This is a genomic window from Streptomyces sp. NPDC014734 (genome assembly GCF_043083325.1).
Classification (GTDB): Bacteria; Actinomycetota; Actinomycetes; order Streptomycetales; family Streptomycetaceae; genus Streptomyces.
The window spans coordinates 140678-163092 of the sequence record NZ_JBIBYN010000011.1; the positions used below are offsets into that span (position 1 = coordinate 140678).

Annotated in this window: 6 protein-coding genes; all 6 read right to left on the reverse strand. The window is 75.3% G+C overall.

All coding sequences use genetic code 11. The features are described from left to right. Window positions 1-27: 27 nt before the first annotated feature. Window positions 28-1536: a carotenoid oxygenase family protein gene (locus ACF1CT_RS19495; protein WP_391785113.1), complete on the reverse strand. Its 1509-nt coding sequence runs from the start codon at window positions 1534-1536 to the stop codon at window positions 28-30. A 162-nt stretch (window positions 1537-1698) separates the two neighbouring features. Beyond that, complete coding sequence (locus ACF1CT_RS19500) at window positions 1699-2961, reverse strand: CHAT domain-containing protein (RefSeq protein ID WP_391785114.1); 1263 nt, start codon at window positions 2959-2961, stop codon at window positions 1699-1701. 11 nt (window positions 2962-2972) lie between these two features. Next, entirely contained in the window at window positions 2973-4631 is a 1659-nt protein-coding gene (locus tag ACF1CT_RS19505; RefSeq protein ID WP_391785115.1) for a tetratricopeptide repeat protein, read from the reverse strand. A 3-nt stretch (window positions 4632-4634) separates the two neighbouring features. Beyond that, a complete protein-coding gene (locus ACF1CT_RS19510; RefSeq protein WP_391785116.1) occupies window positions 4635-5942 on the reverse strand; it encodes a hypothetical protein in 1308 nt (435 codons plus the stop codon). Further along, window positions 5942-7312, reverse strand: coding sequence for a hypothetical protein (locus tag ACF1CT_RS19515; RefSeq protein ID WP_391785117.1), 1371 nt, complete (start codon window positions 7310-7312; stop codon window positions 5942-5944). The genes ACF1CT_RS19510 and ACF1CT_RS19515 overlap by 1 nt, the downstream gene beginning before the upstream one ends. A gap of 995 nt (window positions 7313-8307) precedes the next feature. Beyond that, on the reverse strand, window positions 8308-22038 hold the full coding sequence (locus ACF1CT_RS19520) for a type I polyketide synthase (RefSeq protein ID WP_391785218.1): 13731 nt from the start codon (window positions 22036-22038) through the stop codon (window positions 8308-8310). Window positions 22039-22415 lie beyond the last annotated feature (377 nt).

Here is a 22415-nt window from a genome sequence, read left to right on the forward strand (position 1 = left end):
GGCAGGCGTCTCGCGGCGGGGTCCGCCTCACGCGTCCGGCACCCAGCTCCCGTGGAATCCGAGCGGTACCCGGCCCGGCAGGTGAACGCGGGCCAGGGGGCGTGCGGTGAGGTCCTGCGCGGAGAGGATCACCAGGTCGCTCGCGCCGCGGCCGGGGTCGTGCACATAGGACAGGAGGTAGCCGTCGTCCTCGTCCCGTGCCCCGCGGCGCGGCACGAACACCGGCTCCCCGGCCGCCGCGCCGTCCGGGAAGCGGTGCGTCTGCCTGCTGCCCCGCAGCATGTCGTGCTTCACCAGACAATTGGTGAACCTGTCGTCCGGCGGAACTCCGTCGACCGTCTCGTAGGCGCGCCACATCTCCGCCGCGCTCACCGTGTACGCGAACCGGTGCCGCCGCGACACCAGGCCCTCGTTGACACGGGGGAACTCCTGCGGCAGGTCGTCGATCCGGGTGCTGCGGACGCGGCCCGCGCGCAGGTCGATCGTCCAGCGGTCGAGCGCGGGTGTGCCGGTCGAGGAGGGGCCGCCGTTGCCCCGGCCCGCGGCGTAGAAGGGCGCGGGCATGGTGGTGAGTTCCATGACGACGGTGTCGCCCTGGTCGTAGGCGTTGAGCGTGTGCGAGTAGTACACGGGGTCGATCTCGAACCAGCGGGCGGATCCGCCGGTACGCGGCATCACCCCCACCCGCATGGGGTGCTTCGGGTTCCAGACGTACGGAACGGGCGCCCCTGCCCCGGCGGCCGCCATGTCGAAGGTGATCGGCACGTCGACGATCACCACGTACTTCCCGGTGAGGGCGAAGTCGTGCATCATCGGGGCGTCCGCCACCGGGATCCGGGTGGTCCGTGCCACCCGGCCGGTCCGGTCGATCACGAGGTGCCGCACGTGGTCCCAGGTCGGGTAGTACGCCACCGCGTGCAGTTCGTCCGCCGCCGCGTCGTACTTGGTGTGCGCGGTGAACGCGCCCTCCAGGGTGGAGCGGAAGTCGTACGGGCGCAGCGTGTTCAGCTCGCCGTCCAGCTCGTACGGCAGGGGGCCGCTCTCCTGGAGGGCCAGGACGCGCCCCTTGTAGGGGATGACGTGTGTGTTGCAGGCGAAGTCGTCCGGCGGCACCTCGCCCGGGTACGGCTCGCCCAGTTTCCGTGCCACCCGCGAGGAGCGCACCCACCGGTTGCGGTACCACTCGGCGCGGCCGCCGCGCAGCCGGACCCCGTGCACCATGCCGTCGCCGATCATCCAGTGGTGGGCGCGCGGGTCCTCGACGCCCAGCGCGTTGGGGCCGGTGCGCAGGTACCGGCCGTCCAGGTCGCGGGGTACCCGTCCGGTCACCGGGAGGCCGAACGCGGTGAGTTCCTCGGTGACCGGGGCGAAGGCTCCCTCCAGGAACGGGGACGGTTCCTCGCCTCCGGCCGCCGTGCCGCGCACCGCGGCCCGGGCCGCGGTGGCGTAGTGGCCGAGGCCGTAGCCTCCGACGACGCTGCCGGCGGCCGTGAGTGCCGCTCCCCGGAGGATCCTTCGGCGTGTGTGACTGGCCATCGCTCTTCCCCGTCCGTGGTCGGGCCCGGGCGCATCCTCGCCGGGGCTGGGCAGAAGTCTGCTGCGCGGACGGCGACACGTCAGGTGGCCTGGGGCCCGTCGGGGGGTGGTGCCGTCACCACCCCCCGACGGGTCACCGGGGCCCGGCGGGAGGTTCGCCTGTCATACGACGATGCAGGTCATGGCGGCCCACATCAGGGGCGAGTGCTCGATCCGGCCGTCGGCACGCCAGTGGTCGAGCTGTTCGCGCTGCCAGCCGCCGAGCCGGTGCACGGGGTCGCGGTGCTCGTGGGCCGCGTCGACGGCGATGATCGCCTCCGACAGCGGGCGTACGGTCCCGGGCAGACCGGCCAGCCGGTGGAAGGCGACGTTGGTGGGCAGCACCCAGCGGGTGGCGGTGACGAGTTCGGCTCCGTTGTGGATCATCGCAGCGGCCGGGCCGAACGGCTCGGCGAACCTCAGATCGCCGCCGCTCTCGCAGCCGATCAGCGCGACTCGCGGCGGCGCGGGCCAGATCCGCGCGCCCGGCTCGCCGTCCGCGCGCAGGGGAAGCGTGCCCAGCAGGAGGTCCTTGGCCGAGAGCGGCCGATGCGTACGGACCGTTCCGGTCAGGCCGACGCTTCCCGGACCGCAGCACAGATGGAGCGCGCCGTCCTCGCTCTGCCCGCCCTCGACCGGTGCGGCGCTCACGTGCCCGACGTACATCAGCCGCCGTGCACCCTCGCGGAGCACGGCGCTCAGCCATTCCCGGTCCAGGTCGGTACGGCGGAAGGCCTCCTCCGGGGAGGACACGGACGGCACGACGGCGCCCGCGTCGAGCCGGCTCCGGACGAACGACATCAGCCGCGGGTCCGAGCCGGGCGGCCCCAGGACCGAACCGAGCGGGGAGTCGGCCCGGAACCCGGGCACCCTGGGGTCGAGGACGAGAACGACCGCGTCGGGGCCGGCGCCCGTTGCCTGCCGCGCGCCGGACGCCGGGGGCGCGGCGGGTCTCCGCGGACGCAACGACACCGGCGCGGCGGTCGCGACGTCCGCCAGATCGATGAGCCTGACGTCGCCGTCGACGGCGAGCAGTTCCCACGGAACCTGGGCCACTCCGGGCGATGGCTGGATCCGCACCAGCGGACGGCCCGCGCGCGCCGATACGTGGCGTATCTGTGCCGTCAGCTCCTCCGGCCACAGAGCATCGGCCAGCAGTCGCGCGAGCCGGTGCTCGGCCGGGCGGTCGGCCATCGCTCCCGAGGTGAGCGCCCGCCGTATCCCGTCCGCTCCCCCACCGGCCCCGGGCAGCGCGGCGGCCAGCGCGCGCACCGCCCGGTCGACCTCGTCACCGGGCCCGTGGCCGGTACCGAACCCCCGGGCCCCACTGGTCCAGATCCAGGTCATGAACAGATCACCGGCATCGGCCAGCCGTATCTGGACCACCGGGCGGCCCGTCAGGTCGTCGGCGACCAGAACGGCACCTCCTCCTCGCTCACGATCCGTCGGTGATAGCGGAATTCGGCCGCCTCGATGTACTCCTGGAGGGCGAAGCGGCCGGATTCCGGCGACATCCGCACCTTCGGCGGCGGCGCGACGCGCAGGCCGACGGAGGCGGCTGCCTCCGCAACCGCGCCCCCGAGCGCCGTCGGGCCGTCGGCACGCACGTATGTCTTCATGGCCGCGTCCGGGAAGACCGACCCGGCGTGCTCGACGGGCACGGCGGCCCCGGAGCTCGCGCCGGGCGCCTGTGACCGTGGCGTGCGCCCCAGTGCCAGCGAGGCGCCGGCGCAGCGGTGTTCCACCAGTTCGAAGAGGAGTCCCTGATCCTGACGGCGTACCGCGAGACGGAAGACCAGCCGCATGGCCTCGTCGGCGAGTTGCAGCCACTGACTGCGCGCGTGGGCCGTGGCGAAGTCGTGGCGTGCCGCCTCCAGGGCCAGCGCGGCGGGAAGCGCCAGGGAGAGCGCGGTGTCGAGGGACCGGGTCTCGTGTTCGCCGTGGTCCGTCCGGTTCAGGTTGTCCTCCAGGGTTCTCGCGAGCATGAGGTCGACCTGTGCGCACCGCTCGTACACCGCGCCCTCCTGGTACGCGTCTCGGGCTTCCTGCGCCAGCCTTTTCATCTCGGTGATGTCGCCCCGGTCATAGGCGTGCTGGGCGCGCAGCAGACCGGTGTCGGCGGCGGCGATCGACGCGCCGATGCGTTGGAACCGGGCCAGACCCGCCCCGAGCAGTTCCTCGGCCCCGACGGCGTCGCCGCGCAGACCGGCGAGAAAGCCGCGGGCCTGTTCGCAGACCGCCAGGTCACCGAACCGCCGTTGCCGCTCGAAGACCGCGGACGCCTCGGCGTACAGCCGCTCCGCGACGTCGAGGTCGCCCCGGCGCATCGCGGCGTACGCCCGGTGCGCGAGCAGCGACTGCCGTTCGTCGGCGTCCCCCGTCGCACGGCAGCCTTCCTCCGCACGGGCGAAGTAGTCCTCGGCCGGGTCGAACCTCCCGGTCGAGGCGCAGATCAGGCCGAGGGCGGTCAGCAGCCGCAGGGCGATCGGCGACGGGACCGTCGGCATGGTGGACAACAGCGCCGACGCCTGTTCCTCGGCCGCGCCCCACGCGCCGCGCGCCATCAGCAGATGCACCCGGCTCAGGCCGAGTTCGGCGGTGCGCAGCCCCTCGGGATCGTCGAACTCGGGCAGCCTGGCCGCCGCCTCGTCGAGACATGCCAGCGCCTCGTCCGGGCGACCGGTCCCGCGCAGCAGGTCGGCTCTGGCGAGCAGTGTCTTCAACAGGACTTCCAGCCAGATCTGACGGCCCTGCGGCCCCGGCGGAATCGTCGTGGTGTCGTGGAGCAGACCGAGGGCCCGCTCCACGGCGTCCGCCGCCCCCGCGAAGTCCGTCCCGGCGAGCCGGACGCTCGTGATGTCCGACAGCAGATGTGCCCGCAGGAAGGGCACCCCGGGCACGTGCTCGATGGATTCGGTCGCGGTGAGCAGTTCCTCGTAGACGGTGTGGGCGGCGGGCAGGTCGGCGGCGAGCAGGTGTTCCCCGGCCAGGGCGAAACCGCTGTCGAACGGTTCTCCGTACAGCCCCGCCGCCGCGTCGTCCTCCTCGTTCCGCATCCGTCAGTAGTCCTCTCCGGCGGTGGCGGCGACGGTCTCGGCGAGGAAGGGTTCCGGGGAGGCGTCGTACGGCGGGGCGTCGTGGGTCAGGGACCGCGCGGCGCTCGTCAGCCGCCGCCGGACCAGGGCGCGGATCGCGTCGCGGTCGGCGATGTCTCCGGCTTCGCCGGACCGGTCGGGATCGGGGAGCGGGTCGAAGCCGGGCAGCAGCACGTCTACCGCGATACGGGGCGTCGTCGCCGCGGCCGCCGGATCGAGTCCGGTCCGGCCGGTCCACGTGTCGTCCCGCCTGGCGAGGGGCACGCGGTTGCGGTGACCGTCGTTCACGCGGACCTCCGCGACGAGCGGCACCGCGGCGGCGGAGGCCGCGCCGTGCGCGACGGCCTCGACCTCGATCTGCCGTCGCGCGCCGTGTGCGCGAGCGGTCCAGGAGACCGCGGTCTCGGAGGCGTCGACGAGGCCGGGCGGGCAGCGACGCCAGTCGTTGGTCCCCGAACCCCGGGCGATCACCCTGCCGCCCGCGCCGAATGGACCGCCCGCGGCGAGGGCGTAACCGTCGTGGCGGACGAACAGCGAGCCGGGATCGACCGGCGCACCGGCGGGATCGCGCCCGTCCAGGGACGACCGGAGGCGGCGCAGGGCCTGCCCGTCGAGCCCGGCGCCGTCCGCCGCGTCGTCGACCAGCCGCAGGACGCTCTCCAGACGGCGTGTCGTGTCCGTCGGCCGCGGTGCCGTCCGCCACCACCGGGTCAGCGGGTCGAGGGCGGCCCGGTGGTCCTGGATCAGTTCGGCCGCGCAGTCGTCGGGCTGGTCGCCGAAGTCGTCGAACAACTGCTGGCAGCGGTGGGTGAGCGCGGCCAGCTCCAGGCCGAGCACGTCGGGTTCGAGCGCCGGGATGCCGTCCAGGTACGAGGCCGGCCACCAACGGGCGGCCCAGTGCCCGAGGCCGAGCCGGGCGGCGTCGGTGGCGAGGGCGGTGCGGTCCGCCGTGACCCGCAGGGACCGTTCCTCCGCGGCACAGGCCTGCACGGCGGCGGCGGTGCGCTCGCCGTAGACCGCCCACAGCCATTGCTGCGCCCGGGACACGTCGTGGAGCTGAGCCGTCGGCGGCCCCGGACGGTCGAGGACGGACCAGGTGAGTACCGCTCCCGCGACGTCGAGAACGGCTCGGGTGAAGTCGGGGCCCGGCCCGTCGGCGAGGTGGCCGCGCTCCTCGGTCCCGCCGGGGGAGGCGGGCGGGGGGACGGGGGCGACTCGGATCGTGCCGTCCTCCTCCCGTACGACGTGGACGTCGCCGCGGGCCCGTGCCATCACGCGCTCCTCGGCGCGGTGGCTTCCGGCCCGGTCGCCGACAGTGTCCGCAGCGCCGCCCTCACCCTGGCCCGGTGGTCCATCATCACCGAGCGGGCGACCCCGTCGAGCACCGCCCAGGCCGAGGCGACGTCCTCCAGCGGGGCGCCGCGCACATCCCTGCCGTGCAGCCGCACCCACAGCCGCCGCATGTAGGCGGCCCAGGGCGTGCGGAGGTCCTGGGCGAGGGCGTCCAGCGCGCCACCGTCCGGGTCGGGGCGGGGGGAGACGGTCATCCTGCGGGCGCGAAGGGCCGACGCCTCCCGCCTCCAGCGGCTGTTGACGGCCCGGTGCGCCGTCGTCGGTCCCAGCGCGCACTGTCCGGTGCCGAGCGGGTCGAGGCCCACCGCGAGTCGCCCCCCGAGGAACACGGTCACGCGCAGGCTCTCGTCGTGCAGACCGAGCGGGGCGCAGCTGCGGCCCACCTCCCGGCCGACGAGTTCCGGCACCGTGGGCAGTTCCTCGCGCCGCGCCGACGACTGCAGCACGGCGAAGAGCCGCTCGAAGAGTGTGCGGTCCAGCGGCGCGGGGAGCGTGGCCGTCGAGGCGCCCCGGCCGACCTCCGGGCGCGGCGGCACCTGCCGCCCGGTGAGTCCCAGGTGCGCCGGTAGATCCTCGCCGCCCCAGACGCCGTCCGTGTGTGCCCACAGGGCCCGGCCGAGCAGGTCTCCGTGTTCCGCCCGGACCATGGAGGCGTACGCAGGCGTGTTCCTCGCCCCGCCCGGTGTGCCGCAGGCCTCCAGGACCTCGGTCGCCAGTTCCACCGCCGCGGCCGTGTCCGCGACCGGGGCGGGGCTGCGGCTCCCCCACACGGTGGCGAGCTCTCCGTCGAGCCGGGCGCGCCGCGTGGCGTCGGCGAGGTGGTCCTTCAGCACGTCCACCGTGCGTCCGTCTGCCGCGTCCGCCACGTCCTCGACCACGGCCCTGGCCAGGGCGTCCGCACCGGCCGCGGGTGCTCCGTGCTCGGCGGCCAGTTCGAAACACCGCTGGAAGTACAGGTCCTGGGGGTTGCCCGCCACCACGCCCAGGGCCCGGCGGGTCCGCTTGAGCAGGGTGAACCACTGTGCCGTCGCCCCGAGGCGCGCACCGGACTCCCGGATCAGCGCGCCGAGACGCGCGGCCTGTGCCGGCCCGAGGAAGTCCGTCGCGAGTTCGGGGCTCAGCGCGGGTCTGACGATCAGGGGCAGCACGATCAGCTTGACCGTCCGGGTCAGGGGTGCGCCGCCCGGCCCGCTCAGCGATTCCAGCCCCGGCCCGAGGCCGCGCCAGGCTCTGTCGATGACCATGGCGCGCGGTCGGCGCTCGCCGGTCGGCTGGGTCAGGGGCGGCATGCGAGAAGGGTACGCCGTTCGAAATCGGACGGGCGAACCTGAGATCGGTAGGTCTTCCCGGCCGCCTAGCGTCGACGGTGTCGGACGGGTCGACGACGCGAAGGGGGCCCGTGACCGGGACGCCCCTTCGTACGGCTCCGGCCGCGGGACTCAGCCCCCGTACGCGGCGGGTACCCGCGCCCCGCTCCCCCGGGAGCGTTGGTGCGGTCACGTCGGCCCCGCGACCGGCACCGATGCCGACGTGGGCACGTTCCGCGGTGTGTACGACGGAGTCCGCCCGGGACACACCAGACATCATCGAGAAGGAGAAGCCGTCATGGGCATGTTCGGGAAGCGTCGCAAGAGCCGCGAGGAGCGGGCCGCCGAGATCGCCGACAAGGTGGCCGGCGGCAAGGGTCTCTACGGACGCGCCACGCGCGCGTTCCTCGGCGCCGAGGACTTCGCGAAGGTTCAGCAGTCGATCGGCGCGTTCAACTCCGGACGCGACGTGCAGCAGTTGCTCGCGATGGGGGCGCCGACCGTTCCCGCCGTCGTCGTGTCGATCGGTGACACCGGCAAGCTGGTCAACTACGACCCGGTCGTCGACCTGGTCCTCCAGCCGTCCGGGGCCGCCGGTCCGGTCGCGCTGCAGACCATCGTCTCGAAGCTGCGGATCCCGCGGGGGGGGGGGGGCGGGGGGGGGGGGGGGGGGCGCCCCCCCCCCCGGGGCCCCCCCGGCCGCCCGGGGGCGGGGGCGGGCGGGGGCGGGGGGGGCGGCGCGGGGGGGGGGGGCGGGGGCCCCCCGGGGGGGGGGGGGGCCGGGGCGGGGGCCCCCCCCCCCCCCGTTTTCCCGGGGGGGGGGGGGGGGGGGGCGCCGGCGGGGGGGGGGGCCCCCCCCCCCCCGCCCGGCCGGGCGCCTACCTGTACGCCGGGGACGGCGTCGCGCCGTGACGGGGCGACGCCGGGCATGCCGGTGACCGCTGTGCCCGCGCCTCGGACCCGGCGGGCCGGGCCCGTCACCGCGTGGAACGGCGCCCGCCCGGGGTCCGGGGGCGGGGCTCCGGCGGGTGCGCCCCCTGCGCGTCGAGCCAGTCGGTGATGCGGGTGGCGGTGGTGGCGGCGTGCCGGTTGATGAGGGTGAGGTGGTTGCCCGGTGTGGTGAGGGTGGTGGTGATGTGGGGAAGTCCGGTCTGCCAGTCGTCCGGTCCGGTGTCCGTCCCCGGCGGGGCCGGGAGGGGTTCCGAGGCCCGCAGGAGCAGGGTCGGGAAGGGAACGGGGCCGGGGCTCCAGGTGCGAAGGAGCTGTTCGGTCCAGGCGTGGGCGGACAGGGTGGTGGCGTCGTAGCCGCCGGTGAGGTGCTCGCGCTCGTACAGGCCGTGCCACAGGTGGGGAAGGAGCCCGCGGGCGGCGGGGGTCCGCAGGTCGTAGGTGTCCAGGAGGACCACGGCCCGCACGGGGGTGCCGCGGTCGGCGAGGTGGCGGGCGGTCGCGTGGGCGAGGATGCCGCCGGACGAGGTGCCCAGGAGGATCACCGGCTCGTCCGCCTCCTCGCCGGTGCCGGCGGCCACGGCCTGTGCCAGCCCCGTCACGAGTGCTTCGCGGGTGGCGGGCAGGACCTCGTCCGCGCCGAAGCCCGGGGGTGTCAGGCAGGAGATGGCCCAGTGTCCGGGAAGGGCCCGGGCGAGGGCGAAGTAGGTGTCCGGTCCGGTCAGGGGCACGATCGGGGCCACGCAGACCAGGCGGGGGCCCGAGGTGTGGGCGGTGAGCCGGTCCGCGACGGGAGGGAGAGGCTCGCTGCTCTTGGGCCGCAGGGCGGCGAGCTGGGACAGCAGGGTGTCGGCGTCGCCCGGGCGGCCGGCCCGTACGGCCTCGCGGTGGAGACGGGCGACCAGGTCCGTGGTGGGGCCGCCGGTGCGGTGATCGGGCGTCGGCGGGGTGGCGAGGTGGTCGAGGAGGTGATCGGCCAGGTCGGCCGGGGTGGGGTGGGTGAGAACGACGGTGCTGGGCAGGGTCGTGCCGATCGCCGCGGCGAGCCGGTTGCGCAGGTCGACCGCCGCGAGGGAGTCCATGCCGTTGTCGCGGAACACCGCGCGCTCGGCGACCGCGTCGCCGGACGGGTGGCCGAGTGCCGCCGCGGCCTCGTCGCGCACCAGGTCCAGGAGGAGTCGGCGCCGTTCGGCCGCCGGGAGGCTCCGCAGCCGCGTCGTGAAGTCGCTGTCACCGGTGGCCGGTGCGGGCCGGGTGAGCTCCCGTGCCTCGGGCAGTTCGCCGAAGAACGGGTGGGGGCCCGTCGTGGTGACGACGGGGAGGTAGCGCTTCCAGTCGATGTCGGCGACCGTCAGCGCGCTCTCCTCCTCGTGGAGTGCCTGGGCGAGACCGGCCAGGGCCAGGTCTCCGTCGAGGAAGGAGACCCCGGTGCGCAGGAGTTGTCCGCCGCCGGATTCGCCCAGTTGCTCCCGGGCCTCTTCCCAGGGGCCGAAGAAGACCGACGTCGCGCGGGCGCCGCGGGCGCGGCGCCGCGCCGCCAGCGCCTCCAGGTACGCGCCGGCCGCCGCCTGTGCGGCGTGGTCGCCCACGCCCCAGGTCCCGGCGACCGACGAGACCAGGACGAAGGCGTCCAGTGCGGTGTCGTCGAGGAGTTCGTCGAGGTGCGCGGCGCCGGTCGCCTTGGCGTGCGCCGCGTCGGCGACATGGCCGGGACCGGCCGTGGCGAGGGGGCCGAGAGCGCGGTCACCGGCCAGATGGACCACCGAGCGCACCGGGGTGCCGTTCGCCGAGAGCCCGTCGAGCACGGCGGCCACGGCGTCCTTGTCGGTCAGGTCGCAGGACACCGCCTCGGCGGTCGTCCCCCGGGCGTTCAGCTCCGCCGTCAGAGCGGCGGCGCCGGGTGCGGCGGGGCCGCGGCGGCTGAGCAGTACCACGTGTTCGGCGCCCTGCCGGGCGAGCCAGCGGGCGGTCCTGCGGCCCAGGGTTCCGGTGCCGCCGGTGATCAGGGTCGTCCCGCGCGGTGCCCAGGTGGTGGGCGATCCGGTTCGTGCGGGTGCCTTCACCAGACGCCGGACGAGGACGCCCGAGGGGCGCACCGCCGCCTCGTCCGCCTCCGGGCCCCGCGAGAGCAGCGAGACGAACCGGCCGGCCGTCCCCGCGTCGAGCCGCTCGGGAAGATCGACGAGTCCGCCGCGCAGCGCGGGTGCCTCCAGGGCCGCGGTGCGCGCGAGTCCGATGGTCATGGCCCGGCGCGGGTCGCCCACCGGGTCGGCCGGGCCGGTGGAGACGGCGCCCCGGGTCACCGTCCACAGCGGCAGCCGGAGGCCGGAGGCCATGAGGGCCCGGGTGAGGGAGACGGTCAGGGCCAGGTCGGCGGGCGGCGCGTACCGGTCCGCGCCGGCCTCCTCGGCCGTGGCGAGGAGGGAGAGCACTCCGGCCGTGCCGTCGAGGCCGCCGAGTCGTGCCGCGAGCGTGACGGGGTCGGCGCAGGTCCCGTCGAGGACCACGCGGCGGAACCGCACACCGTGCGCGGCAAGGGCGTCCCGTACGTCCGCGTCGTCGGCGCCGTCGGTGGTGACGACCAGCCAGGTGCCGCTCGGGGGCGGGCCGGCGGGGACGCGCAGCGGTGTCCAGACCGTGCGGTGGCGAAGGGCGCCGACCAGGGCGTGCCGGTCCTGCCGCTCGTGCCAGGCCGACAGCGCGGGGAGTACCGCGCCGAGAGCGTCCTCGCGCTCGGCTTCGAGGCCGATGAGCGCGGCGAGGGCGGCGGTGTCCCGCCGGTCCACCGCCTCCCACAGCGGCCCGTCGGCGGAGCCGGGGGCGCGGGGCGTCGCGGTGGGCGGGGCGGTCCAGTAGGTGTCGTGCTGGAAGGCGTAGGTCGGCAGGTCCACGGCGCGGCCGCCGGCCAGCGCGGCGGGCCAGTCGACGGGCACGCCGTGGGCATGGGCCTCCCCCAGTGAGCGCAGGAAGCGGTCCCATCCGCCGTCGTCCCGGCGCAGCGTGCCCAGGGTGACCGCGGGGCTGCCCTCGTCCTCGATGATCTCGCTGGTGCCGACCGCGAGCACCGGATGCGGGCCCACCTCGATCATGACGCCGTGCCCCTCGCGGACCAGGCCCGTCATCGTCTCGGCGAAGGACACGGTGCGGCGCAGGTTGCGGCACCAGTAACCGGCGTCCAGCTCCTTCGTGTCCAGGCGGCCTCCGGTCACCGTGGAGTGGAACGGCACCCGCGAGGCGCGGGGCCGTACGTCGGCCAGCAGCTCCGTCAGTTCGGACTCGATCCGGTCGACGTGCGCGGAGTGGGCCGCGAAGTCCACGCCGGGCAGCCGCCAGCGCATGAGCCCGGCGGCGGACAGTCCCCGTTCGACCTCGTGCAGGGCGGCCGGGTCGCCGGAGACCGTCACGGTCCTCGGGCCGTTGACCGCCGCGATCGACACCGCGCCGCCGGGGACCCGGTCCAGTACCGCCTGGACCTGCTCGCGCGGGCCCATCACGGACATCATCGCGCCGCTCCCGGAGAGCCGTTCGCGGATCAGGCGGCTGCGCAGCGCCACCACCCGGGCGCCGTCCTCCAGGGACAGGGCGCCGCAGACACAGGCGGCGGCGACCTCGCCCTGGGAATGGCCGACCACGGCGGCCGGTTCGACCCCCAGCGAACGCCAGACGGCGGCGAGGGAGACCATGACCGCCCACAGCACGGGCTGCTGCACGTCGGGCCGCCCTTCGAGCGGGGGCGCGTCCGGCTCACCGCGCATCACTCCGGTGAGCGACCAGTCGATGTACGGGGCAAGGGCCGAGCCGCACTCCTCGACGCGGGCGGCGAAGACGGGCGAGGTGTCCAGGAGACCGGCCGCCATGCCCGGCCAGGCCGCGTCCTGGCCGGGGAAGACGAAGACGACCGGGCCGCGTCCGGACGCGGTCGCCCGCAGCAGCCCGGGGTGCGCGGTGCCCCGGGCCAGGGCGGTCAGGGGCTCGTGCAGGGCCGCGCGGTCGTCGCCGACCAGTACCGCCCGGTGTTCGAACGCGGTGCGGGTCGTCGCCAGCGAGTACCCGACGTCGAGGGGGCGCAGCTCGGGGTGGCTCTCCAGGTGGGTGAGGAGTTTTCGGGCCTGGGCGCGCAGCGCGGCGGCGGACCTGCCCGACAGCGGCCAGGCCGTCGGGCCGTCCGGGACCGGGTCTCCGGTCCGGGGGTGGTCGGCGTCCGCCGGGCCCGGCGCGGCGGTGGTGACGGCGGGCGGGGCGGCGGGTGCGGGGGCCTGTTCCAGGACGGTGTGCGCGTTGGTGCCGCTCATCCCGAATGCCGAGACCGCGGCCCGTCGCGGTCGGCCGAGCGGCGGCCACGGCGTGGTCCCGGTCAGCAGCCTGAGCGCGCCCGTGTTCCAGTCGATGCGCGAGGACGGCTCGGTGACGTGCAGGGTCCTGGGCAGCAGACCGTGGCGCAGCGCCATCACCATCTTGATGACACCGGCGACACCGGCGGCGGTCTGGGTGTGCCCGATGTTGGATTTGACCGAGCCGACCAGCAGCGGCGGGTTGTCTCCCCGGTCCCGGCCGTAGGTGGCCAGCAGTGCGTGTGCCTCGATCGGGTCGCCCAGCGCGGTGCCGGTCCCGTGTGCCTCCACGGCGTCGATGTCGGACGTGGAGAGTCCGCTGTTGGCCAGGGCCTGTCGGATGACCCGCTGTTGTGCCGGACCGCTGGGCGCGGTGAGCCCGTTGGAGGCGCCGTCCGAGTTCACCGCCGATCCGCGGACGACGGCCAGGACCCGGTGACCGTGGCGCAGGGCGTCCGAGAGCCTCTCCAGCACCAACAGGCCGGCGCCTTCGGCGATGCCCATGCCGTCCGCCGACTCGGCGAACGCCTTGCATCGCCCGTCCGGTGCCATGACCCGGTGCCGGCTGAGCGAGACCAGCACGTCCGGGCCGGCCAGCACCGTCGCACCGCCGGTCAGCGCCAGGTCGCTCTCCCCCGAGCGCAACGACTGGCACGCGAGGTGGAGCGCGACCAGGGAGGAGGAGCACGCCGTGTCCACCGTCACCGACGGCCCGGCCAGGTCGAACAGGTAGGCGAGACGGCCCGACAGCACGCTGGGGAGCGTCCCGGTGAGCTGGTATCCGTCGGCGTCGGCGGATGCTCCCGCCCCGTAGCTCTGGGAGAGCGCGGAGACGAACGTGCCGGTCGCGCTTCCCCGCAACGAGGCCGGGTCGAGCCCGGCTCGTTCGAACGCCTCCCAGGCGAGTTCCGTCAGCATCCGCTGCTGCGGGTCCATCGCGGCCGCCTCGCGCGGGGATATCCCGAAGAATTCCGCGTCGAACTCGGCGGCTCCGTCGAGGAAGCCCCCCGCCCCGGCGGAGGTGCGGCCGGGCCGCTCCGGGTCGGGGTGGTACACGTCCGGGTCCCAGCCCCGGTCGGCGGGCAGGGGGGAGACGGCGTCCGTCTCCTCCATCAGCAGTTCCCACAGTTCCTCGGGCGAACGCACCCGGCCGGGGAACCGGCAGCTCATCGCGATGATCGCGATCGGCTCGGCGCCGGATGCCCCGGCCGCCGGGCCACGGGGCGTCTCCGGGTCCGGTCCGGCGCCCCGGCCGCCCCGGGCCCCGCCCTCCAGCTCGGTCCACAGGTGGGCAGCCAGTGCTTCGGGGGTCGGGTGGTCGTAGACGAGGGTCGAGGGCAGGCGCAGGCCCGTACGTTCACGCAGGGCGTTCCGCAGCTGGTTGGCGGTCAGGGAGTCGAATCCCAGGTCCTTGAACGACCGTCCGGCCCCGATCGCCTCCGGGCCCTTCAGTCCCAGTACCGCGACCACCTGTTCGTGCAGCAGCTCCAGCAGACGGGCACGGGCCGGGTCGCCCGTCGGCCCGGCCGGAAGGGCCCGGGGGGCGGTGGCCGCGGTCCGGCGGGCGGGCGCGGCGGGCACCAGGCCCCGGAAGACGGCGGGGACCGTGTCGCGCGCCCGCAGAGCGGCCCGGTCGACCCGTGCCGCCACCACCGACGCCCCGCGCGTCGCGCTCGCGGCGTCGAACCAGGCGAGGCCCTGCTCGACGGAGGACACCGGCAATCCGGACCGGGCGATCCTCGCCATCTCCGCGGCGCTCAGCCCGGTGGACATACCGGCGCCCTGCGGCCACGGCCCCCACCCGATGGACAGGCCCACGAGGCCTTCCGCGGCCCGCCGTTGTGCCAGCGCGTCCAGGAACGCGTTGGCCGCGGTGTAGGCGGCCTGTCCCGCGTTGCCCAGGACACCGAAGACCGAGGAGAACACCACGAACGCGGTGAGGTCGTGCTCGCGGGTCAGTTCGTGCAGATGCCAGGCGCCGTCCAGTTTCGGGCGCAGGACCGTGTCGAGCCGGTCCGGGGTGAGTGCCCCGACGAGTCCGTCGTCGAGCACACCGGCGGCGTGGACGACGCCGGTCAGCGGGTGTTCGGCCGGGACGTCGGCCAGCAGCGCGGCCAGGGCGGCGCGGTCGGAGACGTCGCAGGCGGCGACGGTCACACGCGTGCCCCGCGCGGTCAGCTCGGCCACCAGCTCGTCGGCGCCCTCGGTGTCGGCGCCCCGGCGTCCGGCCAGCAGCAGGTGGGTGACCCCGTGCCCGTCGGCCAGGTGTCGGGCGACCAGCGCGCCCAGGCCGCCCAGGCCACCGGTGACCAGCACGGTGCCCTCGCCGCCCCACACCGGACCGGGCCCTGCCGGGTCCGGTGCGTCGGCGGGCACCAGGCGCGGCACCAGCAGCTCACCGTCGCGGAACGCCAGCTGGGGCTCGTCGCAGGCCGACGAGGCGCGTCGCGCCGCCGCGTCGGCCGACGCCGGATCCTCGTCGTCCGCGGGGTCCGCGTCGAACAGCACGAAGCTTCCGGGGCTCTCCTGCTGGGCGGACCGCACCAGCCCCCACACCGAGGCCGCCACCACGTCCGGCGCCGTTCCGGGCGCGGTGGCGACCGCACCACGGGTCACGAACACCAGCCGGGCGGGCCGCCCGGCGCCGTCCGCGTCGCCGTCCTCGTCCGCCAGATGCCGGCGCAGTACGTCGAGGACGGAGGCGGTGATGGTACGGACCGCCTCCGGCACCGGCACTCCGGCGGGCCCGGTGACCGGAACCAGCACCGTCTCCCCCGCCGCTGCGGGATCGTGCCCGCCGGTGTCCGGCACCCGGGCGGGCAGCCAGTCCAGGCGCAGCAGCGGCCGATCGGGCACGGCCCGGGGGGTGTCGTCGGCCGCGGGGCGCAGCGTCGCCCCGCCCACGGAGAGGACCGGATCGCCCGCGGCGTCCGCCGCGCTCAGCGTGACCGTGTCCTCGCCCGTCCTGCGCAGCCGTACCCGCAGGACCGACGCGCCCGCGGCGTGCAGGCTCACTCCGGACCAGGCCGTCGGCGACAGTTCGCCGCAGGAGCCGTCGGGACCGGTCAGCGACGCCAGGGACAAGGCCGCGTCCAGGAGCGCGGGATGCAGGCCGAAGGCGTGGGCGTCGCCGGCCAGGTGTCCGGGGAGCCCGATCTCGGCAAGCACCTCCTCGCCGGCCCGCCAGGCCGACCGGACGGCCCGGGACCCCGGTCCGTGCGCGGATTCGGCAGCGGGCCGGGACGCGTGGAAGGCGTCCAGGTCGACCGGTACGGCGCCGTCCGGCGGCCACGCCCGTCCGGCCCCGGTCCGGGCCGCCGTCGGCGTGCCGGGGGCGAGGACGCCGGTGGCGTGCAGTGTCCAGGGCTCGTCGGGGGTGTCGGCGGGCCGCGCGTGCACGTCCAGCGTGCGCCGTCCGTCATCGCCGGGGCCGCCGATCGTCACCTGGATCCGCACATCGCTCCCGCCCGGTCCGGGCAGCACCAGCGGGGCGGTGCGGGTCAGTTCCTCCACCACGCCGCAGCCGGCCTCGTCGCCCGCGCGCATCGCCAGTTCCACGAACCCGGCCCCGGGGAAGGCCACGTCGGCCGCCGCCCGGCCGGCCGGCCACGGCCGTTCCGCGGCCGACAGCGACCCGGTGCACAGCAGACCACCGTTCCCGGGGAGTTCCACCACCGCGCCGAGGAACGGATGGTCCATGCGGTCCGGTCCCGCCGGGGCGGCCCCGGCCCCCGGGCCCGTGCCGGTGGGGGCGATCCAGTACCGCTCGCGCTGGAAGGCGTAGGTGGGCAGCGCGATCCGGCGCGCGCCGGTCCCGGCGAACAGCTCGGCCCACCGCACCGGCACACCGCGGACGTACAGCCGGGCCGCCGCCGTCACCGCCGCGGACTCCTCACCAGCGTCGCGGTCCAGCAGCGGCACCGCCTCGGCGTCCACCGCGTCGATCAGGACGTCCTGGGCCAGCGCGCACAGTGTGGCGTCCGGTCCCAGTTCCAGGAAGGTGCGGGCTCCGGACGCGGCCGCCGCGGCGACCGCGTCGGCGAACCGCACGGTCCGCCCGACGTGCTCCACCCAGTGGTCGGGGGTACGGATCCGCTCCGCGTCGATCTCCTTCCCGGTGACGGTGGAGACGATCGGGATACGGGGCTCACCCGGGGACAGGCCCTCGACGACCGTGCGGAACTCGTCCAGCATCGGCGCCATCAGCGGGGAGTGGAACGCGTGGCCGACCCGCAGCCGCGTCGCCCCGCGTCCCCCGGCCGCGAACCGGGCCGCGACCGCCTCGACCGCGGCGGTCTCACCCGAGACCACCACCGCCCGCGGGCCGTTGACCGCGGCCAGTCCCACCCGGTCGCCGAAGGCGGCGAGCAGCGGCGTCACCTCGTCCTCGGTGGCCCGCAGCGCGACCATGGCACCGCCCTCGGGCAGCGCCTGCATCAGCCGCCCACGGGCGGCGACGAGCGTGCACGCGTCCGGCAGGGACAGCACCCCGGCCACATGCGCCGCCGCGATCTCCCCGACCGAGTGCCCGATCAGCACCTCGGGCACCGCGCCCCAGGACTCCACCAGCCGGAAGAGGGCCACCTCCAGGGCGAACAGCGCGGGCTGGGCGTACTCGGTGCGGTGCAGCAGTTCCTCGTCGTCACCGTGCGCGACCTCGCGCAGCGGCCGGTCCAGCAGCCCGTCCAGCAGTGAGCCGATCTCGTCCCACGCCGCCGCGAACACCGGGAACCGGGCGTACAGTTCGCGGCCCATGCCCGGCCGCTGCGCGCCCTGGCCCGCGAACAGCAGCGCCACGGGACCGGGGGCCCCGGCCGCGGTGCCCCCGGCCACCCGTTCGGCACCGTCCCGCGTGCCGTCCGCGGCGGCGCCGCCCGTCGTGGCCAGCAGGACCGCCCGGCACTCCAGCGACGAGCGAGTCGTCGCCAGCGAGTAGCCGACGTCCGGCGCCGTCGCGCCGGTCTCGGCGACGAACGCGGCAAGCCGGTCCAGCCCGGCCTCCAGCGCCGCCTCGGTGCGGGCCGACACCGGCCACGGCACCACCGCGGGCCCGGCCCGCCCCGGGAGCGCGGCCGGGGCGGGCGCGGCGGAAGCAGCGGGCCGGTCCCGCGGCGGCTGCTCGATGATCACGTGTGCGTTGGTGCCGCTGATCCCGAACGACGACACGCCCGCGCGGCGGGGCCGTTCGACCCGCGGCCACGGAGCGGGCCCGGTGAGCAGTTCGACCGCGCCGGCCGACCAGTCGACCCGCGACGACGGCGCGTCCACGTGCAGTGTCCGGGGCAGCACCCCGTGTCGCACGGCAAGGATCATCTTGATGACGCCCGCGACACCGGAAGCGGCCTGGGTGTGCCCGATGTTGGACTTCAGCGACCCCAGCAGCAGCGGGTGGTCGCGGTCCTGTCCGTAGGCGGCGAGCAGCGCCTGGGCCTCGATCGGGTCACCCAGCCGGGTGCCGGTGCCGTGCCCCTCCACCGCGTCCACGTCCGAGGGCGTCAGGCCCGCGTCGTCCAGGGCCATGCCGATCACCTGCCGCTGCGCGGTGCCGCTCGGCGCGGTCAGGCCGTTCGACGCCCCGTCGGAGTTGACCGCGGAACCGCGCAGGACCGCCAGCACGCGGTGGCCGTCGCGGATCGCGTCCGAGAGCCGTTGCAGCACCAGGATGCCCACGCCCTCGGACCATCCGGTGCCGTCCGCCGCCTCCGCGTACGCCCTGCAGCGGCCGTCGGGCGACAGTCCGCCCTGCCGGGCGAACTCCACGAAGATCCCCGGCTCGGACATCACGGTGACGCCACCGGCCAGTGCCAGCGAGCATTCGCCCGCCCGCAGCGCCCGCGCCGCCAGGTGCAACGCCACCAGGGACGAGGAGCAGGCGGTGTCCACGGTCAGCGCCGGGCCCCGCAGCCCCAGGGCGTAGGCGATCCGGCCGGAGAGGACGCTCGGCGAGGTGCCGGTCAGCAGATGGCCCTGCGTGTCGCCGGAGCTGTCCTTCAGCCGCGGGCCGTAGTCCTGGGCCATCGCCCCGATGAACACCCCGGTCCGGCTGTCGTGCAGGGACGAGGGGGCGATCCCGGCCCGTTCCACCGCCTCCCAGCTCACCTCCAGCGCGAGGCGCTGCTGCGGGTCCATCGCCCGCGCCTCGCGCGGCGAGATCCCGAACAGCGCCGCGTCGAAACGGTCCGCGTCGTGGAGGAACCCGCCCGGCCCGGCGGTCGCCCGCGTCCCGGATGTCCACCCACGGCCGGTGGGCGGTCCGCAGACCGCGTCCGTCTCGCCCGAGAGCAGGTCCCACAGCTCCTCCGGGGAGGTCACCCCGCCCGGGAGGCGGCAGGCCATGCCCACGATCACGACCGGGTCGTCCGTCCCGGCGGTGCCGGGCTCCGGCCGCGCGCCGTCGGTCGCCGGGGTGCCGAGCCCGGTGGCCAGATGGTCGGCGAGCCGGTCGGGCGTGGGGTGGTCGAAGAGCACCGTGTCGGCCATCCGCAGCCGGGTCGCGGCCTTCAGGCGGGTCACCAGTTCCACCGTCATGGCCGAGTCGAAGCCCAGCTCCCGGAAGGAGTGCGCAGGGTTCACCCGGTCCGCGGAGGAGTGGCCGAGTACCACGGTCGTCTCCGCACGCACCAGCCGCGCCAGAGCGGCGCGCGTCCAGGCGTCGTCGGGCGCCCCGCGCGTCGGCTCCGGACCGGCGGCGTGCCCGTCCGCTGCGACGGCCTGCCCGGTCCCGGTCCCGGTCGCCGCGGCGGTCTCCTCCCGCGTCGCGGCGGCGCCGGCGGGCTCCGGGAGCCAGTACCGCTCGCGCTGGAACGCGTATGTCGGCAGGGCCACCCGCCGGGCGTCGGTCCCGGCGAACGACAGCGCCCAGTCGACCGGCGCACCACGGACGTACAGCTCAGCCAGGCAGGTCAGGAAGCGGTCCTTCCCGCCCAGGTCCCGGCGCAGTGTGCCGACGGCCGCCGCCCGGGTGCCGGCCGCGTCGACGATCTCCTGGATCGCGCCGGTCAGCACGGGGTGCGGGCTGACCTCGACGAAGAAACGGTGGTCCTGCCCCAGCAACTCCCGCACCGCGGGTTCGAATCCGACGGTGTGCCGCAGGTTGCGGTACCAGTACCCGGCGTCCGTGCCTGCGGTGTCCAGCCACGTGCCGGTCACCGTGGAGAGGAACGGCACCCGCGGACGGCACGGGGCGATGTCCCCCAGCGCGGCCGTCAGCTCCTCACGGACCCGCTCGACCTGTGCCGAGTGCGAGGCGTAGTCCACCGCGATCCGGCGTACCCGTATGCCGGTTGCCGTGAGTTCCTCGAACAGCGCGTCCAGCGGCTCGGGTTCGCCGGAGACCACGACCGAGCCGGGCCCGTTGACCGCCGCGACCGAGACCCGGCCGTCCCAGCGGTCCAGCCGTGCCTCGACCTCGGCCCGCGGCAACGGCACGGACAGCATGCCGCCCTCCCCCGCCAGTCGGCGGGCGATGATCCGGCTGCGCAGTGCCACGACCCGTGCCGCGTCCCGGAGCGACAGGGCACCGGACACGCAGGCCGCCGCGATCTCCCCCTGCGAATGCCCCACCACCGCGTCCGGGACCACCCCGTGCGCCCGCCACAGCGCCGCGAGGGACACCATCACCGCCCAGGAGGCGGGCTGGACCACATCGACGCGTTCCAGCGACGGTGCGCCCTCGGACTGCCGCAACACCTCCGGCAGCGACCAGTCCACGTGGGGCTCCAGCGCGGCGGCACACTCGGCGAGCCGCTCGGCGAACACCGGGGACTGCGCCATCAACCGGACGCCCATGCCCGCCCATTGCGCACCCTGGCCGGGGAAGACGAACACCGTCCGGCCCTCGACGTCGGCGGCTCCCCGCACCACGCCGGGCGCGGACTCGCCGCCGGCCAGCGCGGACAGCGCGGACAGCGCATCCGTGCGGTCGGGTGCCAGGACCACGGCGCGCCGGTCGAAGGCGGTACGGGTGGTCGCCAGGGAGAAGCCCACGTCCACCGGATCGAGGTGCGGGTTCTCCGCCATGTGGCGGGCCAGGCCCGTGGCCTGCGCCCGCAGGGCGTCCCGGGTCCGTCCCGACAGCGGCCACGGCACGGTGACGCCGGCGTCGTCGGTACCCGCGCGCACCGGCGTGTGCCGCGGCGCCGGCTCCGGCGCGGACACGATCAGGTGGCAGTTGGTGCCCCCCACACCGAACGAGGACACCCCGGCCAGCGCCCGGCCGTCGCGGTAGGGCCAGGGGCGGGGCTCCGTCACCACGTCCAGGTGCCACTCGTCGAAGCGGATCCGCGAGTTGGGCCGTTCGAAGTTCAGGCTCGCCGGCAGTTCGCCGTTGCGCAGCGACAGGGCGACCTTCATCAGGCCGGTGATGCCCGCGGCGCCCTCCAGGTGACCCACGTTCGTCTTCACCGAACCGACCAGCAGCGGATCGTCCGCGCGACGGTCCGCCCCGTGGACGGCACCGAGCGCCGCCGCCTCCACCGGGTCGCCCACCCGGGTGCCGGTCCCGTGCAGCTCCACGTACTGCACCTCGGCCGGGTCCACCCCCGCGCGGCGGCACGCCGCCCGCAGCACCGCCCGCTGTCCGCCCGGATCGGGGGTCGTCAGGCCTTCGGCCGGGCCGTCGTTGTTGACCGCGCCGCCCTCGATGACGCAGTAGATCTCATCGCCGTCGGCAAGTGCCCCGGCCAGCGGCTTGAGCAGCACCATCCCGGCGCCCTCGCCGCGGACGTATCCGTTGGCACGCTCGTCGAAGGTGAAGCAGCGGCCGTCCGCGGACAGGGCGCCGAGCCGGTCCGCCGCCATCGCGCTGTCCCGCGCCAGGTTGAGGTGTACGCCGCCGGCCAGCGCCGTCGTCGACTCCCCGCGCCGCAGGCTCTCGCATGCCAGGTGCACCGCCACGAGCGACGACGACTGCCCGGTGTCCACCACCAGGCTCGGCCCGCGCAGTCCCAGGAAGTAGGAGACCCGGTTCGCGATCATGCCGCGGTTCAGGCCGGTGAGCGTGTGGTGTCCGACCGCCGCCGGTCCCCTGCGCCGGTCCAGTGCCCCGTAGTCGTCCGCGGTCACACCGACGAACACTCCGGTGTCGCCGCCCCGTACCGCGGCCGGCAGGACGCCCGCGTCCTCCAGGACCTCCCAGCCCAGTTCCAGCGCGAGTCGCTGCTGCGGGTCCATCGACCGGGCCTCGCGCGGCGAGATCCCGAAGAACTCGGCGTCGAAGCCGTCGACTTCGCCCAGGAAGGCGCCCCGGCCGGTACGGCCCGAGGCCGCCTCCTCGTCGCCCCACCGGCCCGGCGGCAACTGTGTCACCGCGCTCGCCCCGTCCGTCAGCAGGCGCCAGAACCGCCGGGGGTCCTCCGCGGCCGGCAGTCTGCAGGCCACCCCCACCACGGCGATGGCGTTGTCATGCGTACGGACGCGCTCGGCGGACATGGACTCGGATCGGCTCACGGCTCCGCTCCCCAACTCATTCGTCTCAGCAGGCTCAGCAGGGAGAGGGCATGTGCCACCACATGCCCGTTCTCCAGGATTCCGGCACAGGAATGCCGTTCAAGTCGTGATCAACAAAGCGTGATCCTACAGGGGCACCCCCACAGCTCCAATGACTTTCGTTTTGATTTTGAGACGTTGGTCCGACATCTACGTCTTTGCTCATGCAAGTCTTCTGAGTCCCACCGCTCGACGCAATGCCGAATACGTCAGCACCCGAACCCCGATGTGCGAGAACCTTTCCGATTGCATTATCGTGGGCACCTCGTCGGCCCCGTGGGGCTTCCGCAGCCGAATCGCCCGTCCCCGAGATGCCGACA